Source organism: Pantoea agglomerans NBRC 102470 (assembly GCF_001598475.1).
In the GTDB taxonomy this organism is placed as follows: Bacteria; Pseudomonadota; Gammaproteobacteria; order Enterobacterales; family Enterobacteriaceae; genus Pantoea; species Pantoea agglomerans.
The window spans coordinates 302,491-321,700 of sequence record NZ_BCZA01000007.1 but is presented as its reverse complement, the minus strand read 5'-3'; the positions used below and the strand labels follow the sequence as shown (position 1 = coordinate 321,700).

The window sequence follows — 19,210 nt, the reverse complement described above, 5'->3', positions numbered from 1 at the left end:
AGTTATAGCTCAACAATCATGTATAAATGACAAGCTTGTAACAAGCTTACTATTAATTAATATTCCACGTGTACTGCATGGCGGTTCGGGCAACAAAAACAGCGAGGTCGCGGAATCAATTCGTTATGGCGTCGGTAAAATCAATATCTTCAGCGACATGAAGAAGGCATTTTTCGTGGCATTGGAGCAGGAACTGAAACAGGGCGGACACGAACCTAATTCAATGTTTACGAAACCGATGGACGGGCGATCGTCCTCGTCAGTCGGGTTCTTGCTGGCAGAGCATTTGATTACAGCAGAGTGGCTGGGTCGGTGAAGGATTAAGGGTGATAAGGTTTAGTTACTTCCCGACTGAAACATCAGCTGGCGGCGCTGAAAGAATTGCGCAGCGTTTATCCAGCAGCGACTCAACGGACGCCCGATTGCCCTTATCCCAGCCGCGCCGGGTAGTTAGCAGGATAAACCCTTTCTCTCCCGAAAACGTCGCCGGGATGAGCGCCACACCAGACTCTGCCAGCTGCGGCGGGGACAGCCGGAAATGGCGTGCCACGGAGGAGACAGGATAAATCCCCATCGCCGTCGGCTGCATAACGCGACGGGCATAGTAGGTGTGATTCAGCAAGCGGTCGGGCAAGGGTCGCCAGTCATTATTAATATAGGGGCGCTCGGCCTGAAGCTGGCGATAGACATCTTCCCGCAGGCAGGTCAGATGAATATGTAGTTGATTCTGGCTGCGGCCATAAGCGGAATTCAGCGCCATGCCGAGCCGATCCTCAGGCACTTTAGCGCCATAGGCCGCCATCAGACGATAGCGCATTAACCAGGCGTAGCCGAAATAGTCGGGACGGCCGGGGCGCGTCAGCGCAATGCTCTCAATGCCGGACATCGCCTCCGTCGGCACCAGAATAAAGTGCAGCCTGTGGCGAGGATTCTGGATGATGCTGTAGCCCTGTGTGCTGTCCTGCGGCAGATAGATTTGCTGGCAGGGAGCCGGATCGCGACGATAGTGATAGTTATTCATGCAGAGGTCATGCGTGACCGTCCACAGCGCGTCAGAGCGGGCGCATCCTGTCAGCATCAGCGCGATGACCAGCGGCAGAGACCGGCATCGCCACAACAATTTCCCGTTCAGCCGACTCAATTATTCAGAACCCTGGTCAGCTCAACCTCATGGGTTGTGGGATTAAAGTACAGATAGAACAGATCCCCATCCAACTGATCAGGCTTTGCCCATATTTCCTTCTCGCCCAGACTGCGATTTTGCTTCACGTATCCCAGCTTTTCGAGATAAGCGCGCAGCGATGCAGTATCTGTAGCCCCTTTAAATACGATGCTATTTGAAGGTGAGTAACCGTCGCCAGGGTGCGCTTCAAAATAGTAGTTGTCCGTTATACGCGGCGCGTTTTCAATGTCCTTGTCTGTCAGTGTGTGATAGCTGAAGAAGTCATTTTCTTTGTAGACAGTCGTTTCATCAGAGCCCGATGCAACAAGCCAGACAAACAAGCCAATAAGAATGAGGACGGTGGCAGCCACAAGTGCGGACCACTTAAACAGGTTTTTCATTGCCTCGCCCCCATGAATAAGAGTGATGTCCCATCATTGGTAACTACCTTAACTACCGCAGATGTGAAGTCGTTAAGCCTGGCCTGATGACATGCGTGCGTTTATGAGAATCAAAGGGCCGTTATGCCCCTATTCTTTTGGATAAGAAAAATCAGCAGTGACTAAATGCGACGCTGATTTATCAGATTGAACATCATAGGCGAAATAGTAACGATCTCCAGTTGTGAACTTAAATCCAAACACAGGAAGGCACTCACCTTTTGGAATATAAACAGGTTTGTCATCAAAAACCTTGTGAAGGGAGTTGCTTTTATCGCTGTTGATTTGAATGGCAGTAATCCTTTCTTGTGGCTCCAGTGGCGACACCACACAAACTTGCTTGTCTTTGATAAATGCCGTTGTAGATTCGCGCTCCACCATTCGGTCGCCAGGCCCAGGGCATCCCGTTAAGAGAAATACGACACCCAGCATCATCATGTTTTTCATGATTAACGCCCCTTCCCTGTTACGATTTTCTGAGAAAGCGTGGGGACATCCTGCAACATATCATTGCCCCTGTACATCCCCATGCGCCCTGGCCTCTGATAGAAAAACCACTTATCAATCCCATAAACCAGTAGTAACCAATAGTGAGCTAAAATAGAGGCTTGCTGTTCAGGAGAGTAATCAGATTACTGGCCTACTTACACGACCTGATGTGCCTCCTGCTGATTAACACTCGCTTGTCATCATCTATATGGCCAGTGAAAGCGCAGGCGTTAAGCCGGCTGCAGGGTTGACCTGAACGTTTGCCATCAGGCCCTATGTCCGAAACCCACAGGGGTTAGCGCAGCAGAACTGACGACCCGGTAACGCCGTGGAGCCGAAGGGGAGCATAAGCATCAGGATTTAAAAACCGTCAGCATTCAGGTACTGACTCGGTGTCTGTTTAATTACTCCTGCCAGCATGATTTTTGTTATGATAAATGCTGCTGTCGGTTCACTCCAGTCAGCAATAACTTAAAATCGCGAATCATTATTCGAATGTTCCTGCTGTCCCCGCAGATTTTTGTGAATCCCGATAATTCATCTGTAGTCCTGTAAGCTGATCTTTACATCCGTTTTGTAAAGCAAAAATATTCAGGATATTGCTGGCAGATGTCATTTGCACTGTCTGTTAGCTGGTTTAAAATACGATTAGCAACAGCTAACGAAGCGGATTATACTGGTTTATCCACTCATCCCGGAGGTAGATACTGACGTGAAGGATACATACTACAACGATACAAGAATCAATTTGTTAATCCAGAATGAACTGAATGCATTCTTTGAGGATTACAAGGGTGTTATCTATGCCTATGCCATTATGAACAAGAAAGACCCTTCACAGATGCGTATTATTAATAACAACCCTGAGTGGTTCGATATATACCTTGAAAGAAAATATCAGTTTATTGATCCTGTCATTATTCAGAGTTTACGTTGTGTTGAAGATTTTTTTTGGGAAAACAACGTCATTCTGTCAGGCGGCTACAATCTCACGCGAATTTTTAATGAAAGCTTTCAATATAATATTTTCCAGGGACAGACATTCCCTCTGCATGACTACCTGAACAACCTGGCTTTGCTATCCATTATTAGTCAGAAAGATTCTGGTATTGACATGGAAAAAAATCGTTCAAAAATAGTTAGCTTTCTTATTAATTTGCATCAGAAGACGCTTAACTTATACAGTCAACACAATCAGAAAAAGAACGTTTTTTTGTCACCGCGTGAGCGGCAGATACTTAAGTGGGTCGGCGCCGGGAAAACATACGCCGAAGTTGCGGTCATTTTATCTATTGCGGAACGCACCGTAAAATTTCATATGGGCAACGTCATGAAAAAGCTCGGAGTGAATAACGCCACACATGCGGTAAAACTTGGAACGGAGCTCCGGCTGCTGGACAACTGAGCCAGCGTTACTGGTTAAAGATGGCGTAAATGCCGGGACATCTCACGAAGCCAGCCACTGGCTTTGTCCCTGGTGATAATATCTTCCACGATGCTCATGCTGGCAGGCATGAAAATGTAGTAGATAACTTCCCCTTTTTCAGAAAGGCCTTTCTGAATAACTTCTATTTTCCAGTTCGCATGGCGAAATATTGCATACATGCCGCGACTTGCCACAGCGTACATCCCCCGATAGTTTCTCTTCATGCAATAAAAAATCATTGCAAGGAATAACACTTTACTGGCGGGCAAGCCATGCAGGCCTGCAGAGTCACGTCTATCTTTATCTAAAAACAGCCGGCTAATCTCACAACAGGGGATATCTGTGGGGAGACCACTTATACCCTCGAAATATTCATGAAAAATTTCGCTCATCATCGTCGGCTGCGTCGAATCTATAAACCGTGCACCACATAGCAACTTCCCGTTATGCATGCCCAGCAGGTAAGTCGTATTTTCGTTGTCAAATTGATCCTTTTCCATGCCGTCAATGCATTCGACTTTCCAGTCGAGCCTCTCACGAAATGTTTTTCTTCTGAGCCGGTAGAGTTCGGTTGATAATTCCGGCGGAAATGCATCGTAATCATGCAAAAAAAACTCAATAGCAGAATTCATTCATTCATTCCTGATAATCACACATGGGAACCATTACCCCTGTCTTTTAAGACAGCTTTTATTACACCTGCGCAGACCCTATACTTAAAAAAGTACCTGACCACCTGGCACTCACCATGCTTAGCGGTCAGGAGGTCAAAGACCAAGTCAACACCAGGGAAAACCCACCCGCGATTATCTGATATTTCAGGTACCGGGTACAGAGTGCAATAAGTGCTCAAACGATAATTATATTAAAATACGAAAAACATCAATTAACTATAGTTTAATTATTGCCCTTTATAATTTTAAGGGGCAAGCATTCCTGTTGCATTGACTAAAGCAACTATTATCTAATCTGTGATACAGGTTAACCGGGGGTTTCCCCGCCTGACACTAATCAGTTGCTGAAGACATCGCCGCCAAACTGTTCAGCCGTTATACGAAACCCCTCACTATTATCTTACAGATACCGCCAGCAGCGAGTAACCGGCCGACGTTTTTGATGTTAAGCGTTCCGTAGGTTTCTGGCTTGCTGTCTCCCGCCTCCCACGCTGAGCTGCCTTAATGAAGTTGGCGCAGGTTTTCCGTCAGAGCGTCGGTGATCGCGCTTACTCACTGCAGGATTAAATGCACCGATAGTGTTTTCGCTCCACCGAATCTGAAGGCATTTTCATCGCCGCAAATTAACTTACCGTTGTCGTTAATGTAAAACAGCCCGGCGGACAGAACAGACACATCATTCAGGCATACCACATCACCACACTCTATCAAGGCTTTTAGTTGTTCCTTTGACCGCTCTCCGTGTCTGGATAGCGTTCCGGCAAGGGGATAGCTGGATTGTGGTTTGATATTGACGTTATAGCGCTGGTGATGTCAGCGATCATCAAACTGGTAGTCCTGTCCGGCGTGGCGCCATGCAGCAAAAGGACTGATGATACGTTCAAACGATTCCGGCGAAAGATTATTCCCCGACAGGCAAATAAGACGGTTTTCTGGCAGGCTCAATCCCATATAAGCATCCCTGTGTTGTCTCTTTCATTTCCAGAGGGATAATCGGACTGCAGGAAAGTGAATTAAACAATCAGGCAACGAAAATCCGATGTCCCGGTGGTGGATACACCAGAAAACGGTGAGCAGGTTACAATGCAACTCAATCAATTGCGCATGCAAGTATTTTTGGGCAAGAAAACCTAAGAGTTAGCCGTACATATCATAATAATTTAATGCACAATGTGAGCGAATTTACATCATTCAATTTATAAACAATTTTTTAACTTCTGCCAGAATTAACTCACACCTTATAAAAATCATTTCTTAATGTTACTTTTCCTCTCAATCGCTCTGACTATAATCTGATAACCAATGAGTGTTACCATTGTACATATCACTAATAGCGCAATCCCCACGAAACCCTCAATATCGCGTTGATTAAATAGCTTTGCTAACTCTGTCCAAAACTGCTGCTCTCCTTGTGTCGATGGATCTGACGGTCTTACCAGAAGGAACGTCATTACAAACAAAGATACTGCGATAAGGATTCTAAACTCCGCTGGGACACGTTTTGCTTCCATTTAAAACCACCTCAATTGTGCCAAAAGACATTAGTCCATTACGTAATTTCACTTGTGAAGTAGAGAGTAATGCTTGCCGAATAGCGATGAAATCAGTTCTGTGTTGCAAAGTGATACAACCTAAAGATACACCAAGAGGCCCGCGAGGATGTAGTCTGAAATTCCCTCGCTCTACATTATTAACCCACATATGGTCATCTATCCTTCCATCATCACGATACAAAGCAAACCATTCATACTTGATAACTGGCGTTGAAGTAGGCCATGAGTAGAAATCATGCAAGTCAGTTCGGATTATACCTTTCCAGCCACCGGTTGGGCGCTTAACGATGTGATATAAACCATCAGGTATTGGCCCGTTGTCTGGAACTGCAATGCATCCTGCACGATTGCGATATTCCCTGTTACCAGAGTACGCCATAAACGTCCCTATCCCATACATGAGTAAAGGTGAGTAATCTGCATCATTGACAGTGAAAATTCCTTTTAATGCCATGTCTGGCTCCTTCTACTTTTATCACTAAATAGATGCTTCAACTTGAATGTCAAATCTCATTACCTTTAAAGCGTTATGATTGGTATTTTTTCCTCTATGACCTCTCTGTCAGAGGTGCCAGACAATAATTTACATGTAATCCCAAAATACCTTTTGATTAGTCGCCTGGATATCGCCAGACACTTCACTTTTCTTAAATGAAGGGATAGTCTTAAACCTCACTCAACATCGGTCGTTTTGTAAGCTGTGTGCAATGGTAGCGCTAATAGGGACATTATGCTTCATCACTATCAGGCAAAATCAGTGGATGATATCTACCTTGGTGACTTTCCCGACATCATCCACCCGGATATGGCAGCGCGTTACCTTGAGGAGACCGCTCGGCCAAATAGAATCATCCGGGAGTGGGATTTACCGGGCAATTATGGTCTTTTTGTCAGCCGATATCGTCAGTTCCACTTTCAGCAGCCCTGGATGGCATACCGGGACGTGCTGGATGACATTCGATCCGGGAAGGTTGTTTTACTGGGAAATGACGCAATTGGTCATGTCATTACGGGGGTGCAAACATCCTCTGGCAACCTCCGAAATGACCTGCCTTTGTTTCTCCACTCCCGGCTTAGCTACCTCATCACACATCAACTAAAACGTCCGGTGTACTGCGTTCTTCCATCAGCACCCATTCAACATGCTCAGGCTGCAAAAACCATCAACAGTAAAGCAGCGGGTCGGCTTCTGGCCGCTGGGGGTGTTTACAACGGCAATATTGAGGGATTCAGGAAGACCGCAGAGCAACTCGGCGGGGATGCACCAGCGGGTTACGAACAGGTCATGGATAATAAGGGGTTACTTATCACCGGTGCATCTGTTGCTGCCGGGCTAACAATGGGAAGAATGCGATTTCCTGAGATAGAAGCACTTGAGCACTTTGGTGCCCGAGGGGCCGCCTCAGGAAGAGAGTTTGACCCGGAACTAGCCGGAGGGCCGATTGAAAATCTGACAACCGATGGCGTTAATATAACCCATGAAGGGATAGCAACCGTTGAAAAACATATATCTCGATTCGATCACGACCCTGCAAATGACGTAATGATAGGCAGGCTGAAAAGCATCGTAAAAGGAGAGATGTTCCCTGAGAAGGTGGATTTAAACTACTACACTCATGAATGTCGGGAATATCAGCGTTACTGTAACCTGGGATGGGAAACGGGTGAACCGGACGGTGTTGCAGGTTATGATATGTGGAATAATACCCATACGGCAACGCTGGAAGATTTTAAACTCAAAGACGGTGATTTATTCCACCCGGATGCACTGAAATGAAGATGACTAATACTGAACTTAATGTCTTAAAAGTTATGGCAGAAAAAGACATAGACTGGACATGGATGATACTGGACCGCACCCTTGCTACAAGGGGTATTCCCGGATTTAGCAATGTTGCGACGATAGTAACCAACCTGATGAACGATGGAATGGTAGATACTGTTTATAACGAAAACTCATCAAAGCCAAGGTATCGCGTATCTGAGCGAGGACACCAGTTATTGGGACAAATCGGCAAGGCTATAAATCCATCCGATATCCCATGATTTGTGGCTAATTATCATGGGTATGAGACACTCAGACTTTGCTATACGGGCCTTCACATAGCCAGGGCTATGATGAATATTTTTCCGGGCCATGTGCAGTTAAAACCTTATCGAAACGGGATGGACCCCAAGATCTGCCTGCATCCATTACCTGATGGGGATTGAGGCAGGTTGATTCAGGCTTTGGAAGCATAGATCCCAGACACAAAAAAAGCCGCTCTTAAGTGACTTTAATTTACATACTTGATGGAAGGCCGGAATCGAATTTCACACCTAAAAGACTGATACCAATGTTGTTTAAAATCAGGAATAAATGGTTATACCCGCACTTGTACCCACAAGTTAAAATCCGTACAAAAAACAGACAACATTAGTGGGTGTAAAGCCATATCAGTAGAACACTAATATGGCTATCAAAGCAAGATTCAGGCAGGCAGGAACGTTTTCTTCAGAGATATCAATTCCCATCCACTCAGAACAAAGTCAGATTTGGCTGCGAAATAAACGCTAACCCTTGCTTTGCTATGCTAGTTCCCATGGCAAATCTCTGCGTCTATTTACTGGTTTTAGAGTACCTTCGTTTCTCAATTGTTGAGCGGCCCAACGAATGTCATATTGCCACGTATACAACATATCGCCAGAATCCCTAAGCTCAGCCTCGTAGCTGTCCCATACGTACTTTGAAACTTCACGTGGCCAAGCACTACCACCACGTTCCTGAAGGCACTCAATGATCCATTGTTTCATGCTTTCTCTGGTTACAATCATTTCTCCTAACCTTCACTTGTTGATCGATACATCGCAAAACTTGCATTGACAGCTTCTGGTATGAGGCGGACAGCCTTATGCTGCCATACAGTCCGCTTCGTATAAAAATCTTAACTGGCGTTATACCACATAACACCAGTTCGAAAATTAGAATTATATTTTCAATATAAAATTACTTATGTTTTGAATTTTTTGAATTAAATAAATTAGTGTATTTATTAGTGCTAATCTTCTTAAGATTACTGTAAAAATCAGCGAGTTCCTGCTCACCGGAATTATTTAGTCTTATGAGATTTTCTTTACTGGTTACTATGTCTATCATTTTGTTAAATCGCTCTCTCATCCAAGAATATTTAACTCTTATATCGGCTTTGCTATGATGACTAGATCCCATTAAACCTTTTCTAATAACATCTGCTAGATTTTCAATGTAATCAGGAAAATCATACTCAGGGTCATCTAGTTCATTTTGGGCTTTGAAGAAATAATCAATATAAAACATCCCATCAGAATCTTGTTCAAGCAAAGACTGCACGTATTCTTTCTCTTCAGTAAAGTCATGATCTTGATTTCTATTCTGAGCCCCGGCTTCGATAACTGAATGATCTAGTATAACCCTTGGATACATTGCCGCTTTTGACTCTAGCGTGTAAGCCTCTACTAATGCAGGACCAAATAAATAATCATCTGTATGAATAAATTTCCCTATTGAAATCGCTCCTCTACATAGAATTTTTCTAGATATTAGTCTCATAATCAACATCTTAATTTCAAGTAGAGTAGAAAAGACCCCTCCTGGCTGTTCGATGGCAAAAGAAACAACTAAACAGTCCGAAAATATTGATATTTTTTGTTTCAGCAATCTTAACATCTAAGTATTGAGACACAGAACCTAAGTCCTAAATTTCTCCAATTGCATTATATGCCGATATTACCGAATCAATTTTTCTTCTTTATCATTTCCATTTTTATCAAGAGTGTCATTAAGTAATGACTTAAAACCCAGAATGTCAATAAATGCTACAATACGTTGTTCATATTTTATAATCTGTCCAAAAAATTGAATATTACAAGATATTTTTTCATCAATAATCTAGTTATAAAATAAACAATATTTTCTTATGTGAGCTACTAGACATTGATGACACCTCATTAATAAACATATATATACCAGCGTACATCAAAGTCCGCAATTGGCACTAAACGGTCCTTCACAATAGCCACTATTACCCGAAAAAAATCATCTAGACAATAATGAGAGCGCTGGGTTAGCATTTCAGGCTGAAGTACTTTCGCTTCGCCCATCTTCGTAGGGAATCGAACATGATCGATGAACTTCAAGCCAGCAAATCTTGCTATTTCTATCGCCAAAAATCTTCAATCACGACAGCTGCGATCACGGCATTGTTCCGGGCTATTAGAAAGGCGCAAACTTCCCCTTCCAACAATCTTTTCTCTTTTATTCGGCAGCCCCACGGGGCGTCAATTTGGTCTGCTTTATGCTTTCAGTTTGACAAGGCACCGGCTTTTCTGCCTGGCACTCAAAGTGTGATCGACCGGGTAACCGGATATTTTCTGATCGTCGAGCATCGCGATTATATTGCCATTTTCAAATCCCAGATCGATATCCCTGCTTATTTCTCCAGGCGGCACTTGCAGCGTATAAGCGCCCAAGATATCGACCGGGGACTGACAAGTAAAGACTCGGTATTTGCCCGTGTCCGACTGAGGCATATGAATCTATCCCGCTTTGCATTGCGCAGCAAGACGCTCGAAGGCGAGAACCTCCAGAACAATGTAGGTATGGCGTCCTCGGCTCGATTTGCCCCGCAGGGTTACAGCTTTACTGAAGAGGACGAACACTTTTCAACGACACCGCGAACCGGGCGGATCTCGCTTCGCGCGGATCGCTCGGGCTATTTGGATTTAGTTGATTATGCCTGCCAAATCATTGATCGTTTACACCCTCGTCCTGGAAGACCATCCTCTTCCCCTTTCCTGGCAGCATTCGCGCGGCCGATGGAGCTATCAGATCTGACGGCCAGCCCTACCCAATTTGCTGTTGATACCGCTATTCTCAGACAGGCCATCTTTGATGACAAAATCATCCGCTTGGTCAAACCTGACGGTGGGGGCTATCGTGAGCTGCCAAAGGCTGAAGTCGATTTGATACTCATGGAGCTAACAGATATCTTGTACGTCGCTAAAAACGATACAGGCAAACACATGGTTTCCCAGCAGGGAACAGGTGTAGAGGTAGGTGAGATCGCGATCAATAAAACGCGTATAGCTTTGAAACGCCTTACACTGCCTTTGCTCGTCGATGTATACGTAGAGGATACTCAATTTGCACTTGGTGCAGACGATAACTGCACCCCGCTTAGGCAGTTTATCGACAAACAGGACACGTTTATCGTCTTATTTGACCAGCCGAAATTTGCCTATCTAGACGGCAGCCTTTACCAAGACGACTCATTGGTCAACGGTGGCACACAGTTCTTGGGCTATCTTTTCGGTAATGCAGAGTTAGCAACTGTCACAGATGAAAAAGGTACCTTTACTGCAGCCCATCGTACGTTCGATCCAGACTCTACATTTGGTGCTGTACTGTCGACGATCGCCCACGAAGACGATGTCATAGTCTGCGATGATCTTGGTGATGAATGGGCGGATTTCGTTGGGTTTAGAACGGATCCTGCTTCACCAAGAGTCACCTTCTATCATGCAAAGCACGGTGAGCTGACTCTTGGTGCTGGAGCATTTCATGTATCAGTAAGCCAAGCTATCAAGAACCTAGGCAACCTCACATTGCCCGCCCCAGCCATGGGTAAAAAATTTGCACGTTGGGAGCGATTTTACACCAACAACAAAGTAAGGACTGGCATTCATCGGACATGCCGTGGCACAGCTGCTGAGTCAAAGGCCGCTGTGGAGTTTTGCAGGAATGCGCCTCACACCTCCAAACGGGTGGCCATCGTGACTTCATCACTGAGCAAGGCCGCTGTTGAGCAAATATTCAAGGACATTGAAGCGGGCCATACTGCCAATCCATATTTCGTCCAGCTATATTGGTTGCTATCATCCTTTTTCGCTGCCTGTACTGAAGTAGGAGCATTCGGGTGCGTAATATGCCAGGAATAATTCAGTGGGATTAAAAGAACTGAAGTGGTCAACTAAAACTGCCCACCGCGTTAGAGTTTTTCCAGTATCGGTTTTCCGTTTCGTTTGGTGGTAACCACCATTATATCCGTGCGGCCTGAGTGCGTTGTAATATTCAACGATATAGTCCGTTATTGCGTGAGCTGCTTCGCTGAAGCTTACGTAACCTGTCACTGGCATCCACTCACTCTTCAGGCTCCTGAAGAAGCGCTCCATTGGGCTGTTATCCCAGCAGTTTCCGCGCCGGCTCATACTCTGCCTGATCCGGTATCGCCACAGTAACTACCGGAACTGCCTGCTCATATAGTGACTGCCCTGATCGCTGTAGAACATCACCCCGACGAGTTTGCCACGAGTTTCCCATGCCATTTCCAGCGCTTTCATGGTGAGTCTGCTGTCCGGCGAGAACGACATTGCCCAGCCCACTGGCTTTCTTGCGAACAGGTCGAGAACAATGGCGAGGTACGCCCAGCGTTACCTGTCCAGATATAGGTCACATCACCGCACCACACCTGGTTGGGCTCCGTTACGGTAAACTGTCGCTCAAGATGATTTGGGATAGCAACGTGCTCATGACCGCCTCGCTTATACCGGTGAGTGAGTCTGCCAGCAAGCCAGCGCCCCATCTGGTAGCCTCTCTGAGTTGCCATTGTGGCAATGCTTCTTGCTCCGGCCGAATCATAGCTGATGCCATGCAGCTCAAGTACCTGACTGCGTAATACAGCCCGTCTGCCGTCTGGCGTTTCAGGACGGTTTTTCCAGTATTTGTAGCTGCTGCGATAAACCCCGAACACATGGCAGAGAGTGACCACAGGATAACGCGCCCTGAGTTTCCCGATTATCGAGAACTGTTCAGGGAGTCTGACATCAAGAGCGCGGTAGCATTTTTTAATATTTCGTTTCCATTTCAATACGTTGTGGCTTTTTCTTCAGCTCACGTATTTCGATTTGTTCCGGTATTATCGGAGAGGATTTTGATGTTTTGCCCTGACGCTCTTCACGCAGTTGCTTGATCCATTTTGTCATCGTGGAAAGACCGACATCCATAGCCTTAGCGGCATCAGAGACGGTGTAGTTTTGGTCGACAACCAGCTGAGCGGATTCGCGTTTAAATTCAGGACTAAAATTTCTTCTTTTCATTGGAGCACCTGTGTAGTTCTGAGGTGAGCATATCACCTCTGTTCAGGTGGCCAAATTCAGTAAGCCACTTCACGCCTTAAAATGGCATGCCCTGCACTAATTCTCATACTACCCATGCTCCGCTGATAGCAAAATCACTTCTGCATGATAAAGAAATACAAGAAGTACGGCTGAAGGTGAATGTGCCTAAAATCCATTCGAGAGCACAAAATCATTTTTATGAAAAATATGTACTGTACATTGATAATCTTACTTATGGCGCTTGGCTACAATAGCATGCTTGGTAATATAGATTATAAAACACCAGACTAGCTGCCTGGTAATGAATGTAATAGCAGAGGAAATATCACGATGGATCTTGTAGATAGTGTCGAAGCAGGCAAGCTGACGATCAGTGAATTGATTGATGCCCTGGCGAAAGATAAAAATTACTCAGCTTCCAAGTGGGATCAGCGATACCGTGAATTTACGACCTTGCTACAACAAACCTCAACTTTTGCTGAGCCTGAAACGGATGATTTAGTTAAGAGGCTCTGGTATGAACGTGATAACGGTATTGCAAGTATTCGTCAGGGCGTTCCATCATTAGCAGAATATCAGCAAAGCCTCCCATTGCTTAGAGAACTCACTGAACGTGTTCGTCAGCAACCGAATGAAGCTACCTACCAATATGTAGGCAGTGCGCTGCAGCAGGCCAAAGAGACCGGAGAGCTTAAGCGCATGTATTGGAGTTTAAGAAATCGTGTCTTTGCCGCGTTCTCCCCAGAAAACTACACCAGTACTGTGGATGAGAATGCTTTCAATAAAGCAGCAGAATTCCTAAATCAACACTTCCATCTCGGTTTGGTACTGACCGGAAATTGGTTACAGAAAAACCATGAATTGAAGCAAGTCATACACGCCCAATCTCCTAACACAGATCCTTATTACGTGAATATGGCCATCTGGCATCTCTATGAATTGCTCCGTGAACGCGATAATGAACAAAAGCAGGAGAAAGTAGCTAGCACAACATCCTCAACCTGCAGTGAGCCCATCGAGAACAAGACCATTCCACATTCACCAACTAACGTGATCTTCTTTGGGCCCCCAGGCACAGGCAAGACCTTCACGTTGCAGCAAAAAATGAAAGAGTACACTTCTCATGCTGTTCCTGCTGATCGTGATGCCTGGCTGGATTCTCGCCTTGAATCGTTGAACTGGATGCAGGTTATAACGCTGGTGCTGCTCGATCTTGGGAAACGAGCCAAAGTTCGCCAAATGACTGAACACGAGTGGTTCCAACGCAAAGCGCTGCTAAATGGCCGTAGTAGCAACTTTTCTCAAACTGCCTGGGCGACGTTACAATCCTTCACCATTCCAGGATCAACTACTGTTGCGTACAAAGGTCGTCGTGAACCTGCGATCTTCGACAAAACTGCCGATAGTGAATGGTTTTTGGTCGAATCCCAGTTAGAGCAAGTGGATGAGCTACTTACTCTTTACGCAGAATTAAAACAAGGCCCTAAATCTGCCGAAGCCATCCAGCGTTTTGCGGTGGTTACGTTCCACCAATCTTACGGCTATGAAGAATTTATTGAAGGTATCCGCGCTCGCTCTGACGAGAGTGGCAATATATCTTATCCCATTGAGCCGGGTATCTTTATGCGCCTTTGCCAACGTGCTAATGCCGATCCAGCACATCGCTACGCCATTTTCATTGATGAGATCAATCGCGGAAACATATCCAAAATCTTTGGTGAACTAATCTCACTGATTGAAGTAGACAAGCGTGCGGGTATGTCCAATGCAATGAGCCTGCAACTGTCTTATAGCGGTGATCACTTTAGCGTACCCGCCAATGTCGACATCATCGGAGCCATGAATACAGCGGACCGTTCTTTAGCTCTGATGGACACGGCTTTGCGCCGTCGCTTTGACTTTGTCGAAATGATTCCTGATCTCTCTTTACTGAGTGGAGCTAAGGTGAAAGGCATAGAGCTTGAGTCGTTGTTAGAAAAACTCAACAGCCGCATCGAAGCACTTTACGATCGCGAACATACACTGGGGCATGCGTTCTTTATGCCGGTAAAAAATGCACTCGATGCCGGTGATGAAGAAGCTGCGTTTAAACAATTGAAGATCGCATTCCAGAAAAAGATCATTCCGCTTTTACAGGAATACTTTTTCGATGACTGGAACAAGATCAGGTTGGTGCTGGCAGACAACCAAAAGCAAGACGACAGCCTGCAATTCGTAATTGAGAAAACCGACGATCTCGATACGCTTTTTGGTAACAACCATGGTTTACGACGCCATGATCAGCAATCGACAGCTTACGAGCTCGAAGCATTTGATCAAGAGGTCTGGAATATGCCACAGGCTTATCGTTCAATTTATCAGCCACAGCAGACCACTCCTGATGAGCAGGCCGTAAACCATGGGTGAAGTTATCTCAGTTTTTGAATATGACCTGCTGGGGAGTGGAAAAGCGGCTTCAGTTGGCGCAAAGCTGGTGCCTCAACAGGTCTTTGATTATTTAGAAACACTTAGCCTAACAAGTGATCAAGGAAGCCAGTTTCTCAAACTCACTTCTCGTTCAGGTTTCAAATTGCTGCAGGTGCAAAACTACGCGGGGATGCTTTCTACGCCTCACGGTATCCAGCTTGAGATACTGCCCAAGATTGGTAAAAACCTCACGGCTGCGAGTGCGCGAGAAGCATTCATTACGATGCTAAGTCACCTGCCTGGGTTTCGACATATTCAAACCCAGCAGGCCACTCTTCAGGCACAACGCATGCCTTTGCTCGAGATTTTTATCAGCCAGTTTTTGCATAGCGTCAGTCAATTGCTTAAACAAGGTTTACGCTCCGACTATGTAAGCGAGCAAGGTAATCTGGCTTTTATGAAGGGCAAGCTGATGCTTTCTGCACAGCTGCGGCATAACGCGGTGAATCGTCATAAGTTTTGTGTCGATTATGATGACTATATGCCTGATTTTGCAGCCAATCGGCTCTTACACTCCGCACTGGATAAGTTACTTAGTCTGCAGCTATCATCAGAGAATCAACGCTGGCTTTACGAACTGCGCTTCGCGTTTGATGGTATTCCACTTAGCCGGGATATTGAGAGTGATATAAGCAGCTTACGCCTGGATCGTGGTATGGCTCATTACAACGAGTCAATGGCTTGGGCGCAATTGCTCCTGAGAGGAATGAGCCCGAGTGCCTTGCAGGGAAATACCAAAGCAATATCACTCTTGTTCCCAATGGAAGCGGTATTTGAGTCATTTGTTGCACAAACCCTCCCCTACGAGCTTCCTCCTCACCTTAAAGCTCAGCCACAGGTTTCCACTTATTCCCTTGTTAGGCATGGACTTCACGATTGCTTTAAGCTTCGCCCAGACTTGTTGATTCAATCACGCCAGCCGGTTAAAACCCAAATGGTGATGGATACGAAATGGAAGCTGGTGAATAACAGCCAGCAAAAACAATCACTGTATGGACTAGCACAATCTGACTTCTATCAAATGTTTGCCTACGGCCAAAAATATCTTGATGGGACTGGTGAAATGTATCTGATCTATCCTGCACATGATGACTTTAACCAACCGATACCGCAGCACTTTGCTTTCTCTGACACATTAAGATTGTGGGTTGTGCCATACCGGATTTCAGCAAAGCGTGGGGAGAGGATGGTGTGGCCGAGTGACGTGTCCTGTACAATGAGACCCAACCTAAATCGGATGGCTGCTTCAGTATCCTATAGTGGAGGCATGAGATGACCCATGAATACCAGCGGCAAAGCCTGGAACGACTAATTACTCAGCAAACAGCAGCGCCCAGAAGCGCTGCCGTTGTATTTAATGAGAACCACACTCTCTGGCAAACACTTGACTTTAGCCAGACTCAAGTTTCGCTATGGCTTGCCTCATTGCCTCAAAGTAATCATCTAAAAGAGTTCACAGCGGCAACATACCAGGTTACATCTGATGTTGCCGCACATTTAGTATCATTGTTACAACAAGCTGGTGGCCGCATGCCCCTGGCACAAGTACTGAAAAAGCTCCCTGCTGGTATTACGACCAGTGAACAGCAGATACGCAAACTGGCGCAGAAACACGCGCAGATAGAGATTAAAGGCCCATTGCTGGTATTGATAAATTAGCCGGCACTTGTAGTGACCATTGGCTGTATTAAAGGATTTTAGAAAACATCATGGCAAAAGAAGCAAAAGCAAAAAAACAAGACCCGCAACAGCAGCTCTCCATGCTATTTGACGAATTAGTGAGCCAGCACACTGAGTTTACTCAACCATTGGTTGAACTACCCGAGCTTGAGTTTGCCAAAGCAGGGCTCATTCAGGGCCTGGTCGAAGGTAACTTAACGCCACCTGTCATGCTGGTTGCGCTGACAGAAGGCCATTGGGAATACGCCGCTGACACCGCAAAATTTGATGAGTTAGCCTATCAGTTCTTAAGTGATATTGAAGGCGACTGGCCGGTATTTGCTGTAGTGGACGATGGCATTAACCAACGCATTTTAGCCTTGTTTGGTGCAGATGGATCCGACGGCACCCATGGTGTCGATACCCTGCCAAGTCTGGAAGAATTGCGTAGTTTTGACCGCATGGAACGCGACCAAACCTTCCGCTGGTCGATGCGTGTCTATACCCGCTTAATGCAGCGTTTTGATGCGTTTCATGAAAATGTTTATCGCGTTACCAAAGACAAGGTAAACGACAAGAACGACATCATCGAAGAAGTAGCCAAACTACTGTTTTTAGAGAGCTTCCGAGTCCATCACGATGAAGATCTTACCTTTAAAGACGATGCGGGTAATACCCTGCGTTTTCGTGACGTCTATGATTGGAAATATGTGGCCAAATACGGCGATAAAGCCGTTGAGCAAATTAAAGCCGCCTTTGAGGAATTTAAAAGCCACGAAGACTATGTTGTGATCTCAGATGATGGCTCACGTAATGCCATCTTTGGTAAAGAGACTCACTTGCGCCTGTCGGTGGCGAAAAACTATCTAGACTTGCTTGAAGCCATCCAAAACTTAGGACCGGTAAAAACCAACGATGGCAAAACTGTTAAAGAACACGGTACCTTAGGTGATGTGTCGGGGGATTTACTTGGCAGGGTATTTGATGTCTTCCTGCGTGCCAACTTTGAATCCAAAGGTGGCCTTGGCGTTTATTTAACACCTAACCCAGTAAAACAGGCCATGCTAGAAATTGCTATGCACGACATCGACGATGACGATGAAATGCGATCGCACTTAGCAAATGGCGATTTTCGTTTCTGCGACCCAACCTGTGGCTCCTTTGGTTTTGGCTCGGTGGCGTTAAGCCAGATTGATAAATGGATCGATTTTAAGCTGGTGCTGGCCGACGATAAAAAAGAATCACTGAAACAAAAATTACGCAATTATGCCTTTACCGGTGCCGATGCTGCACCGCGTATGGTGATGCTGGCTCGCGTTAATATGGCATTACAAGGCGCCCCTAAAGCGCAGATTTTTTATACCGACAACTCACTCACCACCAAAGCACTGCAACCCAATAGCTTTGACCTTATTTGTACCAACCCACCGTTCGGTACACCTAAATTTGATAAAGGCAAAAATGGTCAAAACTCAAAAGCCAATTACGAAGCCAATATGGAGCAAGTACTCGGTGGTTTTCGTCCAACCCAAAAAGTCGTTGATAGCTACAACGCCTGGTACGACCACGTAAAAATGAAGTGGCAGGATATCGGTGATTTAGAGCTGGATGACAACGGCGAGCCTAAATGGGCGGGCTATCGTACCGATTTACGCAAAACGGGTGGTACAGATAAAAAACCGTTTTACAGCTTGCAGCCTACAACCGCAGGGCTCGCGCTGGGCAGCAAACCCGATAGCAAGGGCAACTGGCAACCGGTAGGTGCCACCATTGATCCAGCCGTACTGTTTATCGACCGCTGCCTGCAACTGCTTAAACCTGGTGGCCGTCTGTTAATAGTGCTGCCCGATGGTATTTTATGTAACTCCGGCGACCGTTATGTCCGCGAGTACATCATGGGGAAAAAAGACGAAAAAACCGGCGAGTTTGTTGGCGGTAAAGCCATTGTAAAAGCAGTAATTTCATTGCCGAGCGACTGCTTTAAACTCTCCGGCACGGGGGCCAAGACCTCGATTTTGTATTTGCAAAAACGCCATGCCAACCCCAACCAGCCAGAGCAATTTTTGCCCGAGCCACAAACCGACGTGTTTATGGCAGTGGCTGAAACGCTAGGGTATGTGGTGAAAAACAATATAGAAGATTATAACGCAGGGGTCGCAAACGATCTGGATAAGATTGTCTCGGCTTATAAGCGGGGTGAGTAATTT

General features: G+C 45.7%; 15 protein-coding genes and 2 pseudogenes. 9 read left to right on the top strand and 8 right to left on the bottom strand.

From position 1 onward, the window contains the following. Window positions 1-316, top strand: a 316-nt coding sequence (locus tag PAG01S_RS16380) for a class II fructose-bisphosphate aldolase (RefSeq protein WP_174532010.1), incomplete at its 5' end; no start/stop codon positions are given. A 24-nt stretch (window positions 317-340) separates the two neighbouring features. Here PAG01S_RS16380 and PAG01S_RS16375 read toward each other — a convergent pair. The 3 genes from PAG01S_RS16375 to PAG01S_RS16365 all read right to left on the bottom strand — a co-directional run bounded on the left by PAG01S_RS16375 (window position 341) and on the right by PAG01S_RS16365 (window position 2,049). Next, window positions 341-1,078, bottom strand: coding sequence for a CDP-diacylglycerol pyrophosphatase (locus tag PAG01S_RS16375; RefSeq protein ID WP_062759420.1), 738 nt, complete (start codon window positions 1,076-1,078; stop codon window positions 341-343). A 59-nt stretch (window positions 1,079-1,137) separates the two neighbouring features. Continuing rightward, window positions 1,138-1,563, bottom strand: coding sequence for a hypothetical protein (locus PAG01S_RS16370; RefSeq protein ID WP_062759410.1), 426 nt, complete (start codon window positions 1,561-1,563; stop codon window positions 1,138-1,140). A 129-nt stretch (window positions 1,564-1,692) separates the two neighbouring features. Continuing rightward, entirely contained in the window at window positions 1,693-2,049 is a 357-nt protein-coding gene (locus PAG01S_RS16365; RefSeq protein ID WP_062759409.1) for a putative T6SS immunity periplasmic lipoprotein, read from the bottom strand. 754 nt (window positions 2,050-2,803) lie between these two features. Here PAG01S_RS16365 and PAG01S_RS16360 point away from each other — a divergent pair. Next, a complete protein-coding gene (locus tag PAG01S_RS16360) occupies window positions 2,804-3,496 on the top strand; it encodes a helix-turn-helix transcriptional regulator (RefSeq protein WP_062759408.1) in 693 nt (230 codons plus the stop codon). A gap of 14 nt (window positions 3,497-3,510) precedes the next feature. Here the strand turns inward: PAG01S_RS16360 and PAG01S_RS16355 are convergent, their stop codons facing one another. From PAG01S_RS16355 to PAG01S_RS21870, 3 genes and pseudogenes are all read right to left on the bottom strand, one after another. Then, window positions 3,511-4,149: an acyl-homoserine-lactone synthase gene (locus PAG01S_RS16355; protein WP_062759407.1), complete on the bottom strand. Its 639-nt coding sequence runs from the start codon at window positions 4,147-4,149 to the stop codon at window positions 3,511-3,513. Window positions 4,150-4,743: 594 nt separating this feature from the next. After that, window positions 4,744-5,142, bottom strand: a pseudogene (locus PAG01S_RS22815) (DUF8093 domain-containing protein). A gap of 528 nt (window positions 5,143-5,670) precedes the next feature. Next, the gene (locus tag PAG01S_RS21870) at window positions 5,671-6,198 is read right to left on the bottom strand and encodes a DUF2778 domain-containing protein (RefSeq protein ID WP_073970690.1); all 528 of its coding nucleotides are present in this window, start codon (window positions 6,196-6,198) and stop codon (window positions 5,671-5,673) included. A gap of 276 nt (window positions 6,199-6,474) precedes the next feature. On the opposite strand from PAG01S_RS21870, the gene PAG01S_RS16345 reads away from it, so the two are divergent. Together PAG01S_RS16345 and PAG01S_RS16340 are read left to right on the top strand one after the other, a co-directional pair. Continuing rightward, a complete protein-coding gene (locus PAG01S_RS16345) occupies window positions 6,475-7,521 on the top strand; it encodes a hypothetical protein (RefSeq protein ID WP_062759405.1) in 1,047 nt (348 codons plus the stop codon). Beyond that, entirely contained in the window at window positions 7,518-7,790 is a 273-nt protein-coding gene (locus PAG01S_RS16340; protein ID WP_062759404.1) for a hypothetical protein, read from the top strand. The genes PAG01S_RS16345 and PAG01S_RS16340 overlap by 4 nt, the downstream gene beginning before the upstream one ends. A gap of 940 nt (window positions 7,791-8,730) precedes the next feature. Here PAG01S_RS16340 and PAG01S_RS16335 read toward each other — a convergent pair. After that, window positions 8,731-9,429, bottom strand: coding sequence for a hypothetical protein (locus PAG01S_RS16335; protein ID WP_140417636.1), 699 nt, complete (start codon window positions 9,427-9,429; stop codon window positions 8,731-8,733). Window positions 9,430-9,881: 452 nt separating this feature from the next. Between PAG01S_RS16335 and PAG01S_RS22520 the strand changes: the two genes are divergently transcribed. After that, complete coding sequence (locus PAG01S_RS22520; protein ID WP_212685917.1) at window positions 9,882-11,699, top strand: hypothetical protein; 1,818 nt, start codon at window positions 9,882-9,884, stop codon at window positions 11,697-11,699. Between the two features lie 28 nt (window positions 11,700-11,727). On the opposite strand, the pseudogene PAG01S_RS22125 reads toward PAG01S_RS22520, so the two are convergent. Beyond that, window positions 11,728-12,857, bottom strand: a pseudogene (locus PAG01S_RS22125) (IS3 family transposase). A gap of 351 nt (window positions 12,858-13,208) precedes the next feature. Between PAG01S_RS22125 and PAG01S_RS16310 the strand changes: the two are divergent. Genes PAG01S_RS16310 through PAG01S_RS16295 form a run of 4 tightly spaced genes read left to right on the top strand, consistent with a single transcriptional unit; the run spans window position 13,209 to window position 19,207 of the window. Further along, entirely contained in the window at window positions 13,209-15,284 is a 2,076-nt protein-coding gene (locus PAG01S_RS16310; protein WP_062759402.1) for an McrB family protein, read from the top strand. Continuing rightward, window positions 15,277-16,620: an McrC family protein gene (locus tag PAG01S_RS16305; RefSeq protein WP_062759401.1), complete on the top strand. Its 1,344-nt coding sequence runs from the start codon at window positions 15,277-15,279 to the stop codon at window positions 16,618-16,620. The genes PAG01S_RS16310 and PAG01S_RS16305 overlap by 8 nt, the downstream gene beginning before the upstream one ends. Further along, complete coding sequence (locus PAG01S_RS16300) at window positions 16,617-17,003, top strand: hypothetical protein (protein ID WP_062759400.1); 387 nt, start codon at window positions 16,617-16,619, stop codon at window positions 17,001-17,003. The genes PAG01S_RS16305 and PAG01S_RS16300 overlap by 4 nt, the downstream gene beginning before the upstream one ends. 50 nt (window positions 17,004-17,053) lie before the next feature. Next, on the top strand, window positions 17,054-19,207 hold the full coding sequence (locus tag PAG01S_RS16295; protein WP_062759399.1) for an HsdM family class I SAM-dependent methyltransferase: 2,154 nt from the start codon (window positions 17,054-17,056) through the stop codon (window positions 19,205-19,207). Window positions 19,208-19,210 lie beyond the last annotated feature (3 nt).

Bases quoted from the DNA above. Each gene is read 5' to 3' on its own strand.
- PAG01S_RS16370 (WP_062759410.1), bottom strand. From the start codon at position 1,563: ATGAAAAACCTGTTTAAGTGGTCCGCACTTGTGGCTGCCACCGTCCTC.
- PAG01S_RS16300 (WP_062759400.1), top strand. From the start codon at position 16,617: ATGACCCATGAATACCAGCGGCAAAGCCTGGAACGACTAATTACTCAG.
- PAG01S_RS16335 (WP_140417636.1), bottom strand. From the start codon at position 9,429: ATGTTAAGATTGCTGAAACAAAAAATATCAATATTTTCGGACTGTTTA.
- PAG01S_RS22520 (WP_212685917.1), top strand. From the start codon at position 9,882: ATGATCGATGAACTTCAAGCCAGCAAATCTTGCTATTTCTATCGCCAA.
- PAG01S_RS21870 (WP_073970690.1), bottom strand. From the start codon at position 6,198: ATGGCATTAAAAGGAATTTTCACTGTCAATGATGCAGATTACTCACCT.
- PAG01S_RS16340 (WP_062759404.1), top strand. From the start codon at position 7,518: ATGAAGATGACTAATACTGAACTTAATGTCTTAAAAGTTATGGCAGAA.
- PAG01S_RS16310 (WP_062759402.1), top strand. From the start codon at position 13,209: ATGGATCTTGTAGATAGTGTCGAAGCAGGCAAGCTGACGATCAGTGAA.
- PAG01S_RS16305 (WP_062759401.1), top strand. From the start codon at position 15,277: ATGGGTGAAGTTATCTCAGTTTTTGAATATGACCTGCTGGGGAGTGGA.
- PAG01S_RS16355 (WP_062759407.1), bottom strand. From the start codon at position 4,149: ATGAATTCTGCTATTGAGTTTTTTTTGCATGATTACGATGCATTTCCG.
- PAG01S_RS16295 (WP_062759399.1), top strand. From the start codon at position 17,054: ATGGCAAAAGAAGCAAAAGCAAAAAAACAAGACCCGCAACAGCAGCTC.
- PAG01S_RS16375 (WP_062759420.1), bottom strand. From the start codon at position 1,078: ATGCTGACAGGATGCGCCCGCTCTGACGCGCTGTGGACGGTCACGCAT.
- PAG01S_RS16365 (WP_062759409.1), bottom strand. From the start codon at position 2,049: ATGAAAAACATGATGATGCTGGGTGTCGTATTTCTCTTAACGGGATGC.
- PAG01S_RS16345 (WP_062759405.1), top strand. From the start codon at position 6,475: ATGCTTCATCACTATCAGGCAAAATCAGTGGATGATATCTACCTTGGT.